The following is a 17,923-nucleotide window of genomic DNA, read 5'->3' as shown; positions in this document are numbered from 1 at the left end:
GGGCGGACGGAGACCCGTCCAACGGTCGGCCAGAACGGCCGCCAGGGCCAGCCGTGAGGCCGCCAGGCCAAGGCGACGGCCGTCGGTGGTCAGCTGAGGTGGTCCGTGGCCGGCCGCGGTGGTGCCTGGGTGGTGCTCACTCCAGCCCTTGGCCGTGCTGGGCGGTGCGGCTGCCGCGGCGGGCGGCGGAGCGTTGCCAGGTGAAGATGCCGTAGCCGATGATCCCCAGCACGCCGCCGGACAGGCACGTCCAGACCAGGACCGTGTCGTCCCGTCGGAACAGCAGCACGCCGGCCAGTGCCAGCAGCCATAGGGCCGTCCCGACCACGATCGCGGGCACGGGGTCGGCCAGTTTCGGTGGGAGCGGTGGTGGGGGTGGGAGGGGTGTTGCGTCCTGTTCGGCCACGTCGGGCAGGCTACCCGCCCGAAACACGAGTAGGGCACGCTCTGCCTGCCCAGCACCACCGATCGCATCGAGGAGATGAGATGGCCACCGCCGAGACACCCGCCGCGCAGACGCCGCCGGGCGGGCCGGTCCGTTCCAGGTTGGACGGGTTCTTCAAGATCTCCGAACGCGGCTCCTCGGTCGGGCGGGAGGTGCGCGGTGGGCTCGTCACGTTCGTGACCATGGCCTACATCGTCGTGCTGAACCCGCTGATCCTGGGCAGCTTCGCCGCCGACGCGCCCGGCGCGAAGGTCGACGTGCTCGGCAACATCCTCACCATCCCGCAGGTCGCGGCGGTGACGGCGCTGGTCGCGGGCGTCATGACGATCCTCTTCGGACTCGTCGCGAACTACCCGTTCGCGCTGGCCACGGGCCTGGGCATCAACTCGTTCGTGGCCGTCACGATCGTGCCGCAGATGTCGTGGCCCGAGGCGATGGGCCTCGTCGTGGTCAACGGCCTGGTGGTCCTGCTGCTGGTCGTCACGGGCGTCCGCACGGCCGTGTTCAACGCGGTGCCGGCGGAGCTGAAGGCGGCCATCGCGGTCGGCATCGGGTTGTTCATCTGCTTCATCGGCCTGGTCGACGCCGGGTTCGTGCGCCGCCTGCCGGACGCGGCGGGCACCACCGTGCCGGTCGGGCTCGGCATCAACGGGTCCATCGCGTCGTGGCCGACGTTCGTGTTCGTGGTGGGCCTCGTGGTCACCGGCATCCTCGTCGCGCGCAGGGTCAAGGGCGCGATCCTGATCGGCGTGCTGGCGGCGACCGTGCTGTCCATCGTGATCGAGGCGATCGTCAAGGCCGGCCCGTCGCAGGGCACCAACCCGGCCGGCTGGAACCTCGGCTACCCCGGCCTGCCGGAACAGGTGTTCGGGCTGCCCGACCTCTCCCTGCTGGGCGACGTGTCGTTCGGCGCGTGGACGCGGGTGCCCGCGCTGACCGCGGCGCTGCTGGTGTTCACGCTCGTGCTCACGGACTTCTTCGACACCGTCGGCACGATGACCGGCCTGGGCAAGGAAGCCGGGCTCATCGGCAAGGACGGCCAGCTGCCGGGCGTGTCGAAGGCGTTGTTCGTGGACGGCGTCGGCGCGGTCGCGGGCGGTGCGGCGTCCGCGTCGTCCAACACCGTCTACATCGAGTCGGCGTCCGGCATCGCGGAGGGCGCGCGGACCGGCCTGGCGAACATCGTCACCGGGCTGCTGTTCCTCGCCGCCATGTTCCTCACCCCGCTGTACGCGGTGGTGCCGATCGAGGCGGCGGCGCCCGCGCTGGTCGTCGTCGGCGCGCTGATGATCATGCAGATCAAGGAGATCGACTTCGCGGACTTCTCCGTCGGCCTGCCCGCGTTCCTCACCATCGTGATCATGCCGTTCACGTACTCGATCGCGAACGGCATCGGCGCGGGCTTCGTCAGCTACGTGGTGCTGCGGGCGCTCACCGGGCGTGCGCGCAGCGTGCACCCGCTCATGTGGATCGTGGCGGCGGCCTTCGTCGTCTACTTCGCGATCGGCCCCATCCAGGCCGCTCTCGCCGGCTGAATGGGCGATTTCACACGATGGGCGGCGAGATCGTGAGGTATGCTAACTACGTGGTGGAGACCGAGGCTGAAGCGGGACTGGCGAGTCGGCTGCGACTGGCCGTCGTCCGGCTCAACCGCAGGCTCCGCGCGCAGCGGGTGAACTCCACGATCTCGCTCACCCAGGTGTCCGCGCTGTCGACGCTGCACAAGTGCGGACCCCTGACGCCGGGCGAGCTGGCCGCCAAGGAAGGCGTCCAGCCACCGTCGATGACCAGGGTGATAGCCGCCCTGGAGGAGTTCGGGTTCGCGACGCGCCGCCCCCACCCCACCGACGGCCGGCAGGCCATCGTGGAGCTGAGCGAGGCGGGGCTGAACTACATCCACGAAGAGGTGTCCGCGCGGGAAGCCTGGCTGGACAAGCGGTTGGCCGAGCTGACACCGGAGGAGCGGGGCACGCTGTCGCGTGCCGCCGAGATCATCGACAGGATGGCGGGGCAGTAACGAGGTGCCGGCGTACGCGGGTGGGGCAGAGACGGACCAGGTCGAACGCAACCCAGCCGCACCACCGCCGCGCAAGCGCATGTTCGGCTCGCTCCGCGTGCGCAACTACCGCCTTTACGCCTCCGGCCAGGTCGTCTCGCTCGTCGGGCTGTGGATGCAGCGCGTCGCGCAGGACTGGCTGGTGCTGGAGCTGTCCGACGGCTCACCGGTCGCCCTCGGCATCGCCGCGGCACTCCAGTTCGCGCCCACGTTGTTCCTGTCGCTGTGGGCGGGCGTGCTCGCGGACCGGATGGACAAGCGCAAGCTGCTGCTCGTCCTGGAGACCGGTCTCGGGCTCTGCGCGCTGACCCTGGGCCTGCTCGACGTCACCGGCGTGGTCGAGCTGTGGCACGTCTACCTGCTGTGCCTGCTGCTCGGCGCGGTGTCCGCGGTCGAGACACCCGTGCGGCAGAGCTTCGTGGTCGAGATGGTCGGCCGCGACCAGCTCACCAACGCGGTGGCGTTGAACGCGATGACGTTCAACCTGGCCCGGATGGTCGGACCGGCCGTCGCCGGCGTGATGATCATCTTCGTGGGCACGGGCTGGGTGTTCCTCATCAACGCGATCAGCTTCCTCGGCGTGCTCGGCGGGCTGCTGCTGATGCGCGCCGCCGAACTGCACCGCGGCGACCCCGTGCCGCGGGAGAAGGGCCAGCTGCGGGAAGGGCTGCGGTACGTGCGCAAGCGCCCCGACCTGGTGATCCTGCTGTGCCTGGTGTTCTTCATCAGCACGTTCGGGCTGAACTTCTACGTCACGCTGGCCGTGCTGGCGCGCAACACGTTCGGCGGCGACGCGTCCGCCTACGGCCTGCTGTCCACGCTGCTCGCGGTCGGCACGCTGGCCGGGGCGACGTTGGCGGCCCGGCGCAGCGCCCGCGGCAAGCCCCGGCTCAGGCTGCTGATCCTGGGCGCGCTGGCGTTCGGCGTGCTGGAGGTCGTGGTCGGGCTGATGCCCACGATGTGGCTGTCCGGGCTGGCGCTGATCCCCGTCGGCATCGCCATGATGACGTTCACGACGACCGCCAACGCGACCGTGCAGCTGGGCGTGTCGCCCGCGATGCGCGGCCGGGTCATGGGCCTGTACATGCTGGTGTTCCTGGGCGGCAACCCGGTGGGCGGGCCCGTGATGGGCTGGCTGGCCGAGCACTTCACCGCGCGGTCGCCGCTGGTCGTCGGCGGCGTGGTGTCGATCCTGGCGGCCGTGGTCGGCGGGATCGTGCTGGCCCGTCGGGGTGGCGTGAAGCTGCCGACGTACCGCCTTGGCCTGCGCCGCCGCGCCCGCGTCTGACAATGGGCGGGTGGTCATCGCAACGGACTGGGTCCGGCTGCTCGTCGTCTGCTTGATCTTCACCGCCGTCTCGGGCGCCGTGGTGTGGTGGGCGCGGTTGGCGTCGCCCCGGCCCGTGGTCCGGGCGGCCGTGCGGGCGACCGGGCAGCTGGCCGCCGTGTCGGCGGTGATCACGGTGGTGCTGGCGTCGCTGCCGTTGACGGCCGGGTTCCTGGTGCTGATGGCGGGCGTGGCGACGGGGACGTCGGCGGCGCGCACGAAGACCGGGCGGCGTGGCGTGTGGGTGGGCGCGGCGATCCTCGGCGGGACGGTGCCCGCGCTCGTGGCGCTGGTGGTGAGCGGTTTGGTGCCGTTGCGGGGCATCGCGCTGGTGCCGGTCGGGGGGATCCTGATCGGCGGGGCGATGACGGCGACCACGTTGTCCGTGCGGCGGGCGCTGGACACGCTGCGGGACCGGCACGGTGAGTACGAGGCGGCGTTGGCGCTGGGGTTCACCGAGCCGGTGGCGGTGCGCGAGCTGGTGCGCCGGCCGGCGGCGGAGGCGTTGATCCCGGCGCTGGACCAGACCCGGACGGTCGGCCTGGTGACGTTGCCCGGCGCGTTCGTCGGGATGCTGCTCGGCGGCGCGCCGGTGTGGCAGGCGGGGGCGTTGCAGCTCGTCGTGCTGCTGGGGCTGCTGGCGGTCGAGGCGGTGGCGATCGCGGTGGTCGTGGAACTCGTCGCGCGGGGTCTGGTGCGCAGGACTGGTGCGGTCGGTGAAGTTAGGCTAACCTAAGCGTCGTCGCTTCGTGGTGGGAGCGGCAGTCAGTTCGGGAACAGACGAGGCCCCGCCTCCCGGTCGTACCGCCGGGTGGTGGGGCCTCGTCGTGTCGGCGTTCGTGGTGTCGGCGGAGGTGTCGGCGCGGAGGTGTCGGTGGTGTCGGCGATGTCGGTGTGGCGGTGGAAACTCGGGTGCCGTCCGCGGGCGGGCGTGTCACGATCGGGCGGTGTTGACAGCCCGGAACGTCACGCTGTCGTTCGGTCCGCGGACTGTGCTCTCGGAGGTTGATCTCGATGTTCATGCAGGTGAACGCGTAGGTCTGATCGCGCCGAACGGTGTCGGCAAGTCGACGTTGCTGCGGGTGCTGGCCGGTGAGCTCGTCCCGGATGCCGGGGTCGTGACCGTGCGCGGAGTCGTCGCGTACCTCACCCAGGAGACGGAGATCCGGCCGGGCGAGTCGTTGCGCGACCACCTGGCCCGGCGCACGGGGGTGGCCGCGGCGCAGCGCTCGTTCGAGGCGGCGACCAGGGCGTTGAGCGAGGGCGTCGCCGGGGCTGAGGACGCTTACGCGCGGGCGTTCGACGTGTGGACCGCGTCCGGCGCGGCCGACTTCGCCGAACGCGCCGACGAGGTGTGCGAACGGCTCGGGCTGCCCGCGACGTTGCTGGACGAGCGAGGCGCGGGCGAGGCCGGGTCGGGCGAGCTGTCCGGTGGGCAGTCGGCGCGGCTGCGGCTGGCGTCCGTGCTGCTGACGACGGCCGACGTGCTGCTGCTCGACGAGCCGACCAACGACCTCGACCTGGCCGGGCTGGAAGTGCTGGAGTCGCACGTGCTGCGCAGCCGTGCCGGGATGGTCCTGGTCAGCCACGACCGCGAGTTCCTGGCCCGCACCACGACCTCCATCGCCGTGCTGGACGAGTTCAGCCACGAGGTGAGCGTGTTCGGCGGCGGGTGGGACGCGTACGTGCAGGACCAGGCCCGTGCGCGGGAGCGGGCGTGGGAGGAGTACGCGGCCTACGCGGCCAAGCGGGACGCGTTGACGCAGCGGTCGCGGCAGACGCGGGAGTGGTCGCGGCAGGGCGTGCGGCGCAACGCGAAGTCGGACGAGAGTGACAAGAACATCAAGTTCGCGCGCAAGCAGGGCGCGGAGAACCTGACCGCCAAGGCGTCCGTTGTGGATCGTGCGCTGGCGCGGTTGGAGGAGGTCGAGGAGCCGCGTGAGGCGTGGGAGCTGCGGTTGACGTTGCCCAGCGCGGGGCGTGGCAGCCAGGTCGCGTTCACGTTGCGCGGCGCGGTGGTGAGTCGGGGTGACGTCACGCTCGGGCCGATCGACCTGACGATCGGCGCGGGTGAGCGGTGGCGCGTCGCGGGGCCGAACGGGTCGGGCAAGTCGACGTTGCTCGGCGCGCTGCTCGGCCGGTTGCCGTTGGTGTCGGGCGAGCGGAGCCAGGGGCCGGGGGTGGTGGTCGGCGAGGTCGACCAGGTGCGGGCGGACTTCGCCGTGTCGTCGCCGGTGCTGGAGGTGGTGACCGGGTTGACCGGGTTGGCGGACGTGGAGGCGCGGACGTTGCTGGCGAAGTTCCGGGTGGGTGCGGACGCCGTGCTGCGACCGGCCCGTTCGCTGTCGCCGGGTGAGCGGACCAGGGCGGGGTTGGCGGTGCTGCAGGCCAGGGGGACGACGTGCCTGGTGCTGGACGAGCCGACCAACCACCTCGACGTGGCGGCCATCGAGCAGTTGGAGCAGGCGTTGGAGGACTACGAGGGCACGCTGCTGCTCGTCACCCACGACCGGAGGCTGGCGTCGGCTGTGGGGGTTCACCACACCTTGGACGTGCGGACCCTGGCAAGATAGGCCCATGGGCACCGAGGAGGACTGGCCGATCGAGCAGACGTGGTCACTGCGCAACACGCACTGGCACGCCTATGTGGAGCACACGTCACTCGACCACGCCTCCCCGCGCGCCGAGCGGTTGGAGCGCACGCCGGAGGAGGTCCTGACCACGCCGGCCGAGGTGGCCGCGTGGCTGGAGGTCAACCTGCGCAGCGCGACCAAGCCCGAGGAGGCCGGGAAGAAGCGCACGAAGGACGAGCGGGACTTCTCCGACTCGAACCGGGTGCACACGTCGCTGGCGTCGGCGGGCGAGAGCATCTACACGGGTGTGAAGGGCATGCTGACGTTGGCGGTCGAGGCGGTGACACCCGACGAGTGCCGCAGTTCCCATGACGGTGCCGACGTCGCTCCGCTGAAGGCAGGACGTCGCCGCTGAGCTTGCGTTTGGGGTGCTGACCTGCGGTTTTGGGGTCGGTTGGGTGTTGTCGGCGGTCCTCGGCGAGGGCTGTGAAGATCACCCGAACGCGCGAATCGTGCGGGCTCGGGGATCAATGGAAACGCCGAAAGCGTTGCCGGAAGAATGAAGGCGCGGCACCCGGCCCGGACCAGGCACCGTGCACGACAAGAACGGCCAGAGCCCACGGGACTGCCGTGGACCCTGCCCCTTGGGCTCTGGGCTCTGGATCTTGGACCGGAGGACGGATCGGGCCGATCCCCGGAGCACGGACCCGGTGGACCGCCGCGTGGGGCGCCAGGGCTGTGCGTGCAGGGAGCAGTCCGCCGCCGACGTGCTCTCGGCCAGGTGGGGTGTGCGCGAGGTGGGTGTGGGTTGGGTGAGCGTGCCCGCCGCGTCCTGCGCGCGGCGGGCACGGGTGGGTCAGAGGCCCACGGGCCAGGTGTGGACCGGTTCGCCGGCGTGGGACAGTTCGACGTAACGCCCCAGCATCGCGCTGAGTGCGGCGTCGCGGTCGGCGCCCCGTTCCTCCAGCAGTGACACCGTCTCGCGCTGCCACTGGGAGCCCGTGCGCCGTGCCAGGCACCGGGCCTCGATCACGCCCAGGTAGCGTTCGCGCGCCTCGTCGGACACGCCGCACGCCCGCAGGCCCTCGTGGGCCAGTGGCAGGAGGCGGCGCAGGACGAGTTCGTCCGGGGGCACCCAGCCGATGCCCGGCCAGTACAGCTGCGAGCCCATGCCGTGCCGCGACCCGGCGTACAGGTTCTCCTCCGCCGCGTGGAACGACATCTGGGTCCACAGTGGACGTTCCAAAGTGGTCAGTGCCCGCTGTGCGCCGTAGAAGAACGCGGCGTTCGCCATCGTGTCGAGCACCGTCGGCCCGGCCGGCAGGACGCGGTTCTCCACGCGCAGGTGCGGCACGCCGTCCACCACGTCGTACACCGGCCGGTTCCAGCGCCACACGGTCCCGTTGTGCAGCCGCAACTCGGTCAACGACGGCGTGCCGCCCGACCCGAGCACGTCCAACGGGTCCTCGTCGCCGGTCTCCGGCAGCAACGCCGGGAAGTACCGCACGTTCTCCTCGAACAAGTCGAAGATCGACGTGATCCACCGCTCCCCGAACCACACCCGCGGCCGGACGCCCTGGTTCTTCAGCTCCTGCGAACGCGTGTCCGTGGCCTGCAGGAACAGCGGTATCCGGGTCTCGTGCCACAACGCCCGGCCGAGCAGGAACGGCGAGTTCGCCGCGATCGCCACCTGCACCCCGGCCAACGCCTGCGCCGCGTTCCAGTGCGCCGCGAAGTCGTCCGGCGCCACCTGCAGGTGCAGCTGCACGGACGTGCAAGCCGCCTCCGGCATGATGGACTCGGCGTAGCTGGACAGCCGCTCGCCCGCCCGCCCCGGCAGGGGCGCGCCCTCCATCGACAGCACGACCTCCTCACCGCGCGCCGCGAGGATCTGGTCGTTCAACGTCGTGTACCGCGGCTGCTGCGACAGCCACCGCCGGTCGAAGTGCTCGTGCCGCAACGTCGGCAGCACCCCGATCATCACGATCGACGTGCCGGCGTCGTGCGCCTTCACGTCCGCCGACGCCAGCGTGGAGACCAGCTCCCGCTCCAGGTCGAGCGTCTCGTCACCGGCCAGCTCGCGCGGCGGGACGTTGACCTCCAGGTTGTGCTGTCCGAGCTCCAGCGTGAACGACGGGTCGTCGATCTTCTCCAGCACCTCGGAGTTGGCCATCGCGGGCCGCCCGGCGCCGTCGACCAGGTTCAGCTCGATCTCCAGCCCCATCTGCTGCCGAGGGAAGGAGAAGCTCTCCTCCACCAGCATGGTTCCCAGCGCGTCCATGCACCGCTGCATGCGCTCGCGATAGCGCTGGCGGTCCTCTCTGGTGAACGTCCGACTGGACACATCCGTACCCATGCCGCCTCCCAATCGGTAAGGGCTGCTCCGGCGGGCTTAGCGGAGGCCAACCGTGACACAGCAACCAACTGCCCGCCAGCGCCCAAATCGGTGCTCTCTGTCACATCGTCGTAACAATCAGCGAGAATGTGCTGGTTGGGGGCTTGTGAATGCGACATATGATCTACGAGGAGGGTTCATCTGTTGATAAGTGGGACACTGCTCGCGTGATCGAGATCGACGACCCGGCGGACCCCCGGCTGGACGACTTCCGGGACCTGTCGACGGCCGACCGGCGACCCGACCGGCCCGGTGGCCGCGGTCTGGTCATCGCCGAGGGCGTCGTGGTCGTCGAACGGCTCCTGGACTCGCCGTACCCGGTGCGCGGGCTGCTCGGCGTGCGGCGGAGGGTGGAGGCGCTCGGCGACCTCCCGGCGCCCGCGTACGTCACGTCCGCCGAGGTCATGGCCGAGGTGGTCGGGTTCCACCTCAACCGCGGCGTGCTGGCCGCCGCCGACCGCGCGCCCCAGCCGGACGTGGCCGACCTCGTCGCCTCGTCGCGGCGGCTCGCGGTGCTGGAAGGCGTCGGCGACCACGAGAACCTGGGCTCGCTGTTCCGCAACGCCGCCGCGCTCGGCATCGACGGCGTGCTGCTCGGCCCGGGGTGCAGCGACCCGCTGTACCGGCGCAGCGTCCGCGTCTCGATGGGGCACGTGCTGCGCGTGCCGTTCGCGTCGATGCCGAACCTGACCGAAGGCTTCGAGCTGCTGCGCCGCAACGGTTTCACGGTCGCCGCCCTCACGCCGCGTGCCGGTTCGGAGAACCTGGCCGACGCCGGGCTGCGCGGACGCAAGGTCGCTGTCCTGCTCGGATCGGAGGGCCCGGGGTTGACGGAGGAGACCATCGCGGCGGCCGACCTCGCGGTCCGGATCCCGATGGCGGAGGGCGTCGACTCCCTGAACGTGGCAACCGCGGCCGCGATCGCCTTCTACGCGATCGCCTGAACGCGCTACGTTCTCACCGAGCAGAGGAGGACGTAGGTGGAACTGCGGGTCCAGGACGGCCGGGCCGTGCTCGCGGGCCGCGACGACGCGGGCGAGCGGGAAGTCGACCCGCACACCCTCCCGCTCGGCGCCGGGCTCGCCGACGCGTTGCACGAGTGGGCGAAGGTGGCCGACGCGGTGACGCGCGCCGACCCGCCCGCCGACGGCGCCGCGAGCGCCCTCGTGACCAGGCGTGGACGACAGTTGGCGGGAAGGTTGGCGGCTGACATGGGCACACCGGTCGAGTACACCGATCCCGTGACCGGTGAGCTGGTCGTCGTGGAGGCGCCGTCCGACGAGGCCGGTGGGGCCGGGGAGGACGCTGCCGAGGAGCTGGAAGGCGAGGCGGCGGACGGGGAGCCGGAACCCCAGGAGGAAACCCCCTGGGGCACCGGGCTCACGGTCAGCTTCATCGTGGCCGCCGTGGTGACGTTCACCGTCTACACGCTGTCGGTCGGGCTGGGCGAGACCAGCCAGTGGCTCGCGCTGCTGGCGAACGTCCTGGTGGTCGGCGGCATCACCCCGTCCGTGTGGCTGGCGCGGAAGGTGCCGGTGTGGCGGTGGGTCGCGTACGGCGTGGTGGCGGGTGTGCTGGCGGCTTGGCTGTCGTTGTTGCTGACGACCCTCCTGTAGGGCTGGTCCAGGGCTGGGTTCAGGGCGGTTCAGGTCAAGCTCAGGCCAAGGAGTCCCGCCACGCGGTGTGCAGCGCGGCGAACCGGCCGCGCCCGCCGATCAGCTCCTCCGGCGTGCCGTCCTCCACCACCCGGCCGCCGTCGAGCACCAGGACCCGGTCGGCGATCAGCACGGTGGAGAGGCGGTGGGCGATGATGAACGCCGTCCGCTCCGCCAGGACGGTCTCCAGCGCGCGCTGCACCGCGCGTTCGGTCGGCACGTCCAAGCTGGACGTCGCCTCGTCCAGCACCAGCACCGCCGGATCGGCCAGGAACGCCCGCGCGAACGCCACCATCTGCCGCTGACCGGCGGAGAGCCGCCCGCCGCGCTTGCGCACGTCGGTGTCGTAGCCCTCGGGCAGCGCCCGGATGAACTCCTCCGCGCCGACCGCCCGTGCCGCCGCTTCGACCTCCTCCCGGGTCGCCGACGGACGGCCCAGCGCGATGTTGTCCAGCACGGACCCGTCGAACAGGAAGTTCTCCTGCGTCACCATGACCACCGCGCGCCGCAGCTCGGTGTCCGCCACCGACCGCAGGTCGACCCCGTCCAGCCGCACCGAGCCCGCGGACGGGTCGTAGAACCGGGCCACGAGCTTGGCCAGCGTGGACTTGCCCGCGCCGGTCGCGCCGACCAGCGCCACGGTCTGCCCGGCGGGCACGGTCAGGTCGAACGGCGGCAGCACGACGGGCGTCGACTCCGAGTAGCGGAACTCGACGCCGTCGAACCGGACCGCGCCCTGGACGTCGCCGAGCGGCGTCGGCTCCTCCGGTTCGCGGACCAGCGGTTCCTCTTCGAGGAGACCGGAGATCTTCTCCAGCGCCGCGGTGGCCGAGGCGTAGGCGTTGGCGAACATCGCGAGCTGGTCGAACGGGTCGTAGAACCGCCGCACGTACAGCGTGAACGCGGCCAGCACGCCGAGTTCGAGCTGTCCGCCCGCCACCCGGAACGCGCCCCAGGCGAGGATCACCGCCAGCGACAGGTTGCCGATCACTCGGACGAGTGACGTGAACGCCGCCATCACGCCCATCGCGTCGGTGTTGGCGTCGCGGAACTGCCCGTTCAGCTCGCCCATGATCTTCTCGTTGCGCCGCTCGCGCCGGAACGCCTGCACCGCGCGGATGCCGTTCATGGTCTCCACGAACTGCACGATGATCTTCGCGATCGCGCCGCGCGTGTGCCGGTAGGCCTTGCCGGAACGGCGGCGGAACCACTGGGTGAGCAGGATCAGCGGCAGGAAGCCGGACAGCACGACCAGGGCGAGCGGGACGTCCAGGTAGAGCAGGACGGCCGAGATGCCCAGCAGGGACAGCACCGAGGTGAAGAAGCCGTCCAAGCCCTCTTCGACCAGGTCCTGGAGGGAGTCGACGTCGCTGGTCAGGCGCGAGATGACCTTGCCCGAGGTGTACTTCTCGTGGAACGAGACGGACAGCCGCTGGGCGTGCCGGAAGACGCGTTCGCGCAGGACGAGTAGCACGTCCTGGCCGATCCGACCCGTCAGGCGGACGAACGACCAGCGGAGCAGCGTGGCCGAGATCGCGGCGGCGACGTAGCCGCCGACGCACCACGCCAGGGCGTCGGGCCTGCCGTCGAGCGCGGCCGGGACGCCCGTGTCGATGGCCACCGCGATGAGCAGCGGGCCGGCCAGGTTGACGACGTTCTCCGCGATCACGATCAGCAGGGCCAGGATCGCGGCCCTGCTGTGCGGGCGGATCAGTTCGCCGAGGAGGCGGCGGGAGCGGGCTTGGAGCTTGACGCCCGTGGCGTAGTCGACGTCCTCGACGTCCTCGGCCGCGACGCCGCGCCACGCCTCCTCGTCCGGTGATCGGGGTGGTTGGTGTTCCGCCACGCCCGGCAGGTTCGTCCCGTCCGTCACGCCGCCACCTCCTCGTCCTCCATAGTGGACAAGAGGTTGCGGTAGTCCTCGTTGTCCGCCAACAGTTGCGTGTGGGTGCCGGTGGCCGCGATCCGGCCGTCGACCAGCATCGCCACCCGGTCGGCCAACTGCACCGTGCTCGGGCGGTGGGCGACGACGAGCGCCGTCACGCCCTTGAGCACGCGGCGCAGCGCGGCTTCGACCTCGGCCTCGGTGTGCACGTCCAGCGCGGAGAGCGGGTCGTCCAGGACCAGCACGGCCGGGTGGCCGGCGACGGCGCGCGCGAGGGCGAGGCGTTGCCGTTGACCGCCGGACAGGGACAGGCCCTGCTCGCCGATCCGGGTGTCGAGCCCCCACGGGAGGGCGTTCACGAACTCCTCCGCCCGGGCGACCTTCAGGGCTTCGCGGACCCGTTCCTCGGTGACGTCCTGGGAGCCGAGGGCCACGTTCTCGGTGACGCTCGCGGAGAACAGGATCGGCTCCTCGAACGCCGTGCCGACGACTCGGCGAAGCTCGGCGAGGTCCAGTTCGCGCACGTCCACGCCGTCGAGCGTGATCCGGCCCGCCGTGACGTCGGCCAGCCGGGGCACGAGGGCGGTGACGGTGGTCTTGCCCGAGCCGGTGGCGCCGACGAGAGCCACGGTTTCACCCGGTCGGATGTCCAGGTCGACGCCGCGCAGCACCTCGTTGTCCGAGCCGGGGTGGTGGTAGCGGACGTCCTCGAAGCGCACGTGCCCGCGGACGGGCGTGGCCAGCGGTTTCGGGGTGGTCGGGGTGGTCACGGTGATGGCGGTGTCGGTGACCTCGAAGTACCGCTCCAGGGCCGATGCGGTCGAGTTCGTCTCCGCCAACAACCACCCGATCGAGTCGATCGGCCAGCGCAGGTAAGCGCTCACCGTGACGGCCGCGACGAGCGTGCCGACCGTGACGGTGCCGTTGGCGATGCCGATCGAGCCGAACGCCAGCTGACCGGCGATGCCCAGCTCGGGCAGCACGATCAGCACGGCCCACAGCGCGGCGAAGATCCGGACCTTCGAGATCTCGGTGTCGCGCAGCTCCCGCGCCTGGCGGATGAACCGCTTGGTCAGGTGCGGGCCGCGGCCGAACGCCTTGAGCACGCGGATGCCGAGGACCGATTCCTCGACCACGGTCGTGAGGTCGCCGGACTGGTCCTGCGCGCGGCGGGCGACGACCTTGAACTTCGTCTCGAACAAGTAGGACAGGGCGACCAGCGGCAACGTGCTGGCCAGCACGATCAGGCCGAGGACGGGCGAGAGCCAGAACAGCACGCCCAGACCCGCGGCCACGACCAGGGTGTTGACCACCAGGAAGATCACGGCGAAGCCGACGAACCGCCGCACCTGGGTCAGGTCGGTCGTGGCGCGGGACAGCAGCTGTCCCGACTGGTAGCGGTCGTGGAAGGCCACCTGCAGGTCTTGCAGGTGGTGGTACAGCTCGGCCCGCATCCGCGCCTCGACGTCCGACGCCGGTCCGGCGATCAGCTTGCGGCGGGCGTAGAACAGCGCGGCTTCGGCGCAGCCGAGCAGCACGATGACGCCGATGAGCAGCGGCAACGCGTCCAGGTCGCGGCCGGCGATCGGGCCGTCCACGATTTGTTGGGTGATCAGTGGGATGCCCAGCCCGCACATCATCGCGAGCATGGTGGCGGCCATCGCCAGCACGACGGGTGTGCGAACGGGCTTGAGGTACGGCCACAGTCTGCGCAGAGTCGCGGCTGTGGAAGTACGGTCTTCCGACACGAGTCCCCCTCCGGTCCACCATGACGGTACGAAGGTGGACCGACTATCGGCATCCGGTTTTCGCGTCTTTGACCCTGCAAGCTCGAGGTAGGTGGAGGTCAAGGTGGCTGTGAGGTATCTCCGGGCGGAGCCGACGATGGCGTTCCCCCGCGGTCGGTTGTTGGCGGTGAGCGGGGGGCGGTTGTACGTGCTCGCGCCCGATGGGTGGGACGTGGTGGGTGGTCCTCGGCCCGAGGGGGCGCGGCCGATCGGCCGGGAGGAGGCGGAGGAGTGGTGCCGGTTCGAGGGGGTCGAGGTGGAGGTGCTCGACGCGGTGCCGGTGCCGGAGTAGCTGTTTTCAGTTTTTGCGGCGGCGGCCCTGGCGGAGGATCGCGGGTGCGGTGATCAGGCCCGCCAGGCCGTAGCTCGCGCCCGCCAGGAGGATGAGGACCGTCCAGCGGTCGCCGAGGGATGAGAGCTGGTCGGGCACCTTGAAGTAGTGCGCGAGGCCCAGGAAGATCGGGCCGATCAGGATGATCGGCCACACCGGGCGGATCTTCAGCAGCCAGAGGACCGGGCCCGCGACGAGGGCGCTGAACACCAGCGCGATCGGCAGGCCGACGACGACCAGCAGGATGAACTCGCCCAGGGTCGTCTCGTTCACCACCCGGTCGAGCACGCCGCTGCGGTAGGCCCAGATCCACGCGATGAGCAGCGCGGAACCGAGGGCGGCCGACACCACCACGCGCAGGAGCACCTTGAACGCGAAACCGCCCGCGGTCAGGCGGGAGGGGTGCGGCGTGTCAGTCACGGGCAGCAGTGTGGCTGACCGGGTGCCGTGCTGTCACCGGGGCGGCCAGGACGAAGCCGATCACGCCGGCGGTGATGGAGCCGGCCGGGATCGAGACCCAGACGGTGAGGAGGGTGAGGGCGGCGGTGAAGGTGACGCCGACGGCGGCGTAGCCGAGCGGGCGGTCCTGGTGGGCGGCTTTGAGGACGGCCCAGGCGATGAGCACGGCCAGGATCAGGCTGATCGGCATGGCGAACAGGCCCATGGCCAGGCAGTCCCAGTCCTCGGTCGAGCAGATGGTTCCGGAGGCGATGAGTTCGCGCAGGCCCCACCAGGCCGCGCCCAGACCGGCGCCCAAGGCGGCGCCCACGACCAGTCGTCCCAGCATGGGGGGTGGTTACCCGGATGGGTGGTTGGTCAAGCCCGGCGCGGTGGTGCGGTTCGGGTTGGTGGTTGCGGCGCGGTGGTCACTTCCGGCTCGATTTGACATGGGGCCCTTACGGCCAAAGCCGGGCAGGCCTGGCGGGAAGAGCGTCCGCCAAGCCTGCCCGGCTTCGACCAGCCTAAGGCACCCGAACCCATGTCAAATCGGGCCTCGGTGCGAAGGCTGCGGGTCCGATGTGAGGCCGTTGGGTGGGTAGTAGTGCGAGAAGGGCCCCCGCAGTGTGTTGCGGGGGCCCTTCTCGCACTGACTGGTGCTTAGCCTCGGGTGGAGCGGACGCCTAGGAGGACGTCTTCCCAGGAAGGCACGATCGGGTGGTTCTTCTTGCCTCGCTTGGGTGGTGGGTCCTTGCGGGGCGGTTGTTGCTTGGCGCCTGCGGCCGGCTGCTTGGGGACCGGTGGCGGGGTGTCTGCCGGTTCCTCGGCCACGGGGACGGGGTCCGGGGTTGGCTGCGGTTCCTGGACTGGTGGAGGAGGAGGTGGTGGGGCCGGTTCCTCGCGGGCGAGGATTTCCGGTTCCGGGTCCTGTTGCTTCTCCAGTTCCAGGGCTTGGCGGGCCAGTTGGGTGACCGGGCGGACGGTGCGGAGGGTTCGGTTGGGGTTCGGGTCCATGAGTTCCATGGCGCCGTCGTCCAGTGCCGTGACCGTGCCGCCCTGTGCGCCGGGGTGGAAGGCCCAGTGCGCCAGGTTGTCGGACCTGCCGGCGGTCCAGTGCAGTTGCACGACCCAGCGACCGTCCTCGCCACGCCACGAGTCCCAGCTGACGTCGGCGTACTCCTGGCCGCGGAGGCCGAAGGAGTGGGCGACGACTTCGCCGAGGGTCTGCACGTCCGGGCCGTCCTCGCGGACGGGGTGGGCGCGTTGGGCCAGTTCGGCGGTGCGGGAGCGTTCGAGGAGGACGGGGTAGGCGTAGCGCTCGACGCGGTGGGCGGGCAGGCCGGCTGCCGCCGCGACCTGGGCGACGGACTCGCCGGCGCGGATCCTGGCCTGGATCTCGCGGGGGCGCATCTGGCTCTCGACCTCGATCTCGATCTGGCCGAGTCGGGTCAGGTCGCCGCGTGCCGCCGCGCGCAGCCGTTCGTCGGCGGGGAGCACGAAGCGCTCGCCGCGATCCGGGTCCTCGAGGATGACGGACTTGCCGTCGTCTTCGAGCCCGATGACTCGCAACGCTCGCATCATGGCCTCCCGGATGGCTCACCTCGCCGAGTACTCACGTTAATGCGGCGCGCCGCCTTGACGGGGGAGACTCGCCGTGTTCGCCGATATCTTCGTGTGATCTTGCCGTATGTCGGCGGACGGCGCACCCCCGTTACCCCAAGGTTCACCTCGGCGCCAGTGGGTGCGGGTTGCCGAAGTGCCTGGTCATGGGTGTGGGGGCCGCCCCGGAAGGGACGACCCCCACAGTGGGGTTCCGGTCAGAGCTTGGAGACGACCCAGTCGACGGCCTTGGTCAGCGTGCTCACGTCGGTCGGCTCGACGGCCGGGAACATGGCGACGCGGAGCTGGTTGCGGCCGAGCTTGCGGTACGGCTCGACGTCCACGATGCCGTTCGCGCGGAGCACCTTGGCCACCGCGGAGGCGTCCACCGAGTCGTCGAAGTCGACGGTGCCGACGACCTGCGACCGGTAGTTCGGGTCGGCCACGTACGGGGTCGTGTAGGAGGTCGCCTCGGCCCAGGTGTACAGGCGCGAGGACGAGTCGGCGGTGCGCTGGACGGCCCAGTCGAGGCCGCCGTTGCTCAGGATCCACTCGATCTGGTCGTTGAGCAGGAACAGCGTGGCCAGGGACGGCGTGTTGTACGTCTGGTCCTTGGTGGAGTTGTCCAGCGCCGTGGTGAGGGAGAGGAACTCCGGCACCCAGCGGCCCGACTTGCCGATCTCGTCGACGCGCTCGAGGGCGGCCGGCGACATCAGGGCGATCCACAGGCCGCCGTCGGAGGCGAAGCACTTCTGTGGCGCGAAGTAGTAGACGTCGAAGTCGGTCGGGTCGACCGGGAGGCCGCCCGCGCCGGAGGTGGCGTCGATGGCGATCAGGGCGCCGTCGCTGTTCGCGGGGCGGGAGACCGGCACGGCGACGCCGGTCGAGGTCTCGTTGTGCGCCCAGCCGACGAGGTCGGCGCCCTCGGCGTAGGCGATCTCGGGCGCGCTGCCCGGCTCGGCCTTGACCACGATCGAGTCGCCGAGGAACGGCGCGTCGCTGGTGACCTTGGCGAACTTCGAGGAGAACTCGCCGTAGGTGAAGTGCTGCGCGCGCTCGCGCACCAGGCCGAACGCGGCGGCGTCCCAGAACGCGGTGGTGCCGCCGTTGCCCAGGACGACCTCGTAGCCCTCGGGCAGCGAGAACAGCTCCCGCAGACCGGCGCGGACCGAGCCGACCAGGGACTTCACCGGCTTCTGCCGGTGGGAGGTGCCCATCAGCGCGGCGCCCTCGGCCGCGAGCGCCGCGAGGGCCTCGGGACGGACCTTGGAGGGCCCGCAACCGAACCGGCCGTCGGACGGCAGCAGGTCGGAAGGCAGGACCAACGAGGTCGGGTCGGCGGTCTGGGTCATCGCGAAGCCTCCGGTTACGGGGAGGGGGCGGGCACGACCGGCGCCGTTGCCGGGGCACTCAGTGTTGCAGCCGCGTGGCC

The 17,923-nt window shown here is 71.0% G+C and carries 17 protein-coding genes; 9 read left to right on the top strand and 8 right to left on the bottom strand.

The genetic code is table 11. The features are described 5' to 3' along the window. Positions 1-136: 136 nt before the first annotated feature. On the bottom strand, positions 137-406 hold the full coding sequence (locus ADK67_RS23395) for a DUF2530 domain-containing protein (protein WP_197289580.1): 270 nt from the start codon (positions 404-406) through the stop codon (positions 137-139). 80 nt (positions 407-486) lie between these two features. Between ADK67_RS23395 and ADK67_RS23390 the strand changes: the two genes are divergently transcribed. From ADK67_RS23390 to ADK67_RS23365, 6 genes are all read left to right on the top strand, one after another. Next, positions 487-1,980: an NCS2 family permease gene (locus ADK67_RS23390; RefSeq protein WP_053718622.1), complete on the top strand. Its 1,494-nt coding sequence runs from the start codon at positions 487-489 to the stop codon at positions 1,978-1,980. A gap of 17 nt (positions 1,981-1,997) precedes the next feature. Beyond that, positions 1,998-2,462: a MarR family winged helix-turn-helix transcriptional regulator gene (locus ADK67_RS23385; protein WP_053718621.1), complete on the top strand. Its 465-nt coding sequence runs from the start codon at positions 1,998-2,000 to the stop codon at positions 2,460-2,462. Between the two features lie 4 nt (positions 2,463-2,466). Beyond that, the gene (locus tag ADK67_RS23380) at positions 2,467-3,789 is read left to right on the top strand and encodes an MFS transporter (protein ID WP_053718620.1); all 1,323 of its coding nucleotides are present in this window, start codon (positions 2,467-2,469) and stop codon (positions 3,787-3,789) included. A gap of 10 nt (positions 3,790-3,799) precedes the next feature. Then, positions 3,800-4,564, top strand: coding sequence for an ABC transporter permease (locus tag ADK67_RS23375; RefSeq protein ID WP_082403714.1), 765 nt, complete (start codon positions 3,800-3,802; stop codon positions 4,562-4,564). 211 nt (positions 4,565-4,775) lie between these two features. Beyond that, complete coding sequence (locus tag ADK67_RS23370) at positions 4,776-6,401, top strand: ABC-F family ATP-binding cassette domain-containing protein (protein ID WP_053718619.1); 1,626 nt, start codon at positions 4,776-4,778, stop codon at positions 6,399-6,401. A 4-nt stretch (positions 6,402-6,405) separates the two neighbouring features. Then, a complete protein-coding gene (locus ADK67_RS23365; RefSeq protein ID WP_053718618.1) occupies positions 6,406-6,816 on the top strand; it encodes a hypothetical protein in 411 nt (136 codons plus the stop codon). Positions 6,817-7,257: 441 nt separating this feature from the next. Here ADK67_RS23365 and ADK67_RS23360 read toward each other — a convergent pair whose 3' ends face one another. Beyond that, positions 7,258-8,757, bottom strand: coding sequence for a glutamate-cysteine ligase family protein (locus tag ADK67_RS23360; RefSeq protein WP_053718617.1), 1,500 nt, complete (start codon positions 8,755-8,757; stop codon positions 7,258-7,260). A gap of 158 nt (positions 8,758-8,915) precedes the next feature. On the opposite strand from ADK67_RS23360, the gene ADK67_RS23355 reads away from it, so the two are divergent. Both ADK67_RS23355 and ADK67_RS23350 read left to right on the top strand, forming a co-directional pair. Beyond that, entirely contained in the window at positions 8,916-9,740 is an 825-nt protein-coding gene (locus ADK67_RS23355; RefSeq protein WP_053718616.1) for a TrmH family RNA methyltransferase, read from the top strand. Positions 9,741-9,776: 36 nt separating this feature from the next. Beyond that, positions 9,777-10,412: a DUF2537 domain-containing protein gene (locus tag ADK67_RS23350; protein ID WP_053718615.1), complete on the top strand. Its 636-nt coding sequence runs from the start codon at positions 9,777-9,779 to the stop codon at positions 10,410-10,412. 40 nt (positions 10,413-10,452) lie between these two features. On the opposite strand, the gene ADK67_RS23345 is transcribed toward ADK67_RS23350, so the two are convergent. After that, positions 10,453-12,324: an ABC transporter ATP-binding protein gene (locus ADK67_RS23345; protein WP_231648325.1), complete on the bottom strand. Its 1,872-nt coding sequence runs from the start codon at positions 12,322-12,324 to the stop codon at positions 10,453-10,455. Then, the gene (locus tag ADK67_RS23340; protein WP_053718614.1) at positions 12,321-14,084 is read right to left on the bottom strand and encodes an ABC transporter ATP-binding protein; all 1,764 of its coding nucleotides are present in this window, start codon (positions 14,082-14,084) and stop codon (positions 12,321-12,323) included. Before ADK67_RS23340 ends, ADK67_RS23345 begins: the two co-directional genes overlap by 4 nt. 103 nt (positions 14,085-14,187) lie before the next feature. Here ADK67_RS23340 and ADK67_RS23335 point away from each other — a divergent pair, with 103 nt between their 5' ends. Continuing rightward, positions 14,188-14,415, top strand: a complete 228-nt coding sequence (locus ADK67_RS23335; protein ID WP_082403712.1) for a hypothetical protein — start codon at positions 14,188-14,190, stop codon at positions 14,413-14,415. A 6-nt stretch (positions 14,416-14,421) separates the two neighbouring features. Here ADK67_RS23335 and ADK67_RS23330 read toward each other — a convergent pair whose 3' ends face one another. From ADK67_RS23330 to serC, 4 genes are all read right to left on the bottom strand, one after another. After that, a complete protein-coding gene (locus ADK67_RS23330) occupies positions 14,422-14,874 on the bottom strand; it encodes a hypothetical protein (protein WP_053718613.1) in 453 nt (150 codons plus the stop codon). Continuing rightward, a complete protein-coding gene (locus ADK67_RS23325) occupies positions 14,867-15,241 on the bottom strand; it encodes a hypothetical protein (protein ID WP_053718612.1) in 375 nt (124 codons plus the stop codon). Before ADK67_RS23325 ends, ADK67_RS23330 begins: the two co-directional genes overlap by 8 nt. A gap of 311 nt (positions 15,242-15,552) precedes the next feature. Next, a complete protein-coding gene (gene sepH / locus ADK67_RS23320) occupies positions 15,553-16,470 on the bottom strand; it encodes a septation protein SepH (protein WP_053718684.1) in 918 nt (305 codons plus the stop codon). Between the two features lie 239 nt (positions 16,471-16,709). Beyond that, positions 16,710-17,843, bottom strand: a complete 1,134-nt coding sequence (gene serC, locus ADK67_RS23315) for a phosphoserine transaminase (protein ID WP_053718611.1) — start codon at positions 17,841-17,843, stop codon at positions 16,710-16,712. Between the last annotated feature and the right edge of the window lie 80 nt (positions 17,844-17,923).

This window comes from Saccharothrix sp. NRRL B-16348 (assembly GCF_001280085.1).
In the GTDB taxonomy this organism is placed as follows: Bacteria; Actinomycetota; Actinomycetes; order Mycobacteriales; family Pseudonocardiaceae; genus Actinosynnema.
The sequence above is the reverse complement of the archived record's forward strand: the minus strand, read 5'-3'. Positions and strand labels throughout refer to the sequence as shown.

Bases quoted from the DNA above. Each gene is read 5' to 3' on its own strand.
- ADK67_RS23390 (WP_053718622.1), top strand. From the start codon at position 487: ATGGCCACCGCCGAGACACCCGCCGCGCAGACGCCGCCGGGCGGGCCG.
- ADK67_RS23385 (WP_053718621.1), top strand. From the start codon at position 1,998: ATGGGCGGCGAGATCGTGAGGTATGCTAACTACGTGGTGGAGACCGAG.
- ADK67_RS23365 (WP_053718618.1), top strand. From the start codon at position 6,406: ATGGGCACCGAGGAGGACTGGCCGATCGAGCAGACGTGGTCACTGCGC.
- ADK67_RS23360 (WP_053718617.1), bottom strand. From the start codon at position 8,757: ATGGGTACGGATGTGTCCAGTCGGACGTTCACCAGAGAGGACCGCCAG.
- ADK67_RS23355 (WP_053718616.1), top strand. From the start codon at position 8,916: ATGATCTACGAGGAGGGTTCATCTGTTGATAAGTGGGACACTGCTCGC.
- ADK67_RS23325 (WP_053718612.1), bottom strand. From the start codon at position 15,241: ATGCTGGGACGACTGGTCGTGGGCGCCGCCTTGGGCGCCGGTCTGGGC.
- sepH (WP_053718684.1), bottom strand. From the start codon at position 16,470: ATGCGAGCGTTGCGAGTCATCGGGCTCGAAGACGACGGCAAGTCCGTC.
- serC (WP_053718611.1), bottom strand. From the start codon at position 17,843: ATGACCCAGACCGCCGACCCGACCTCGTTGGTCCTGCCTTCCGACCTG.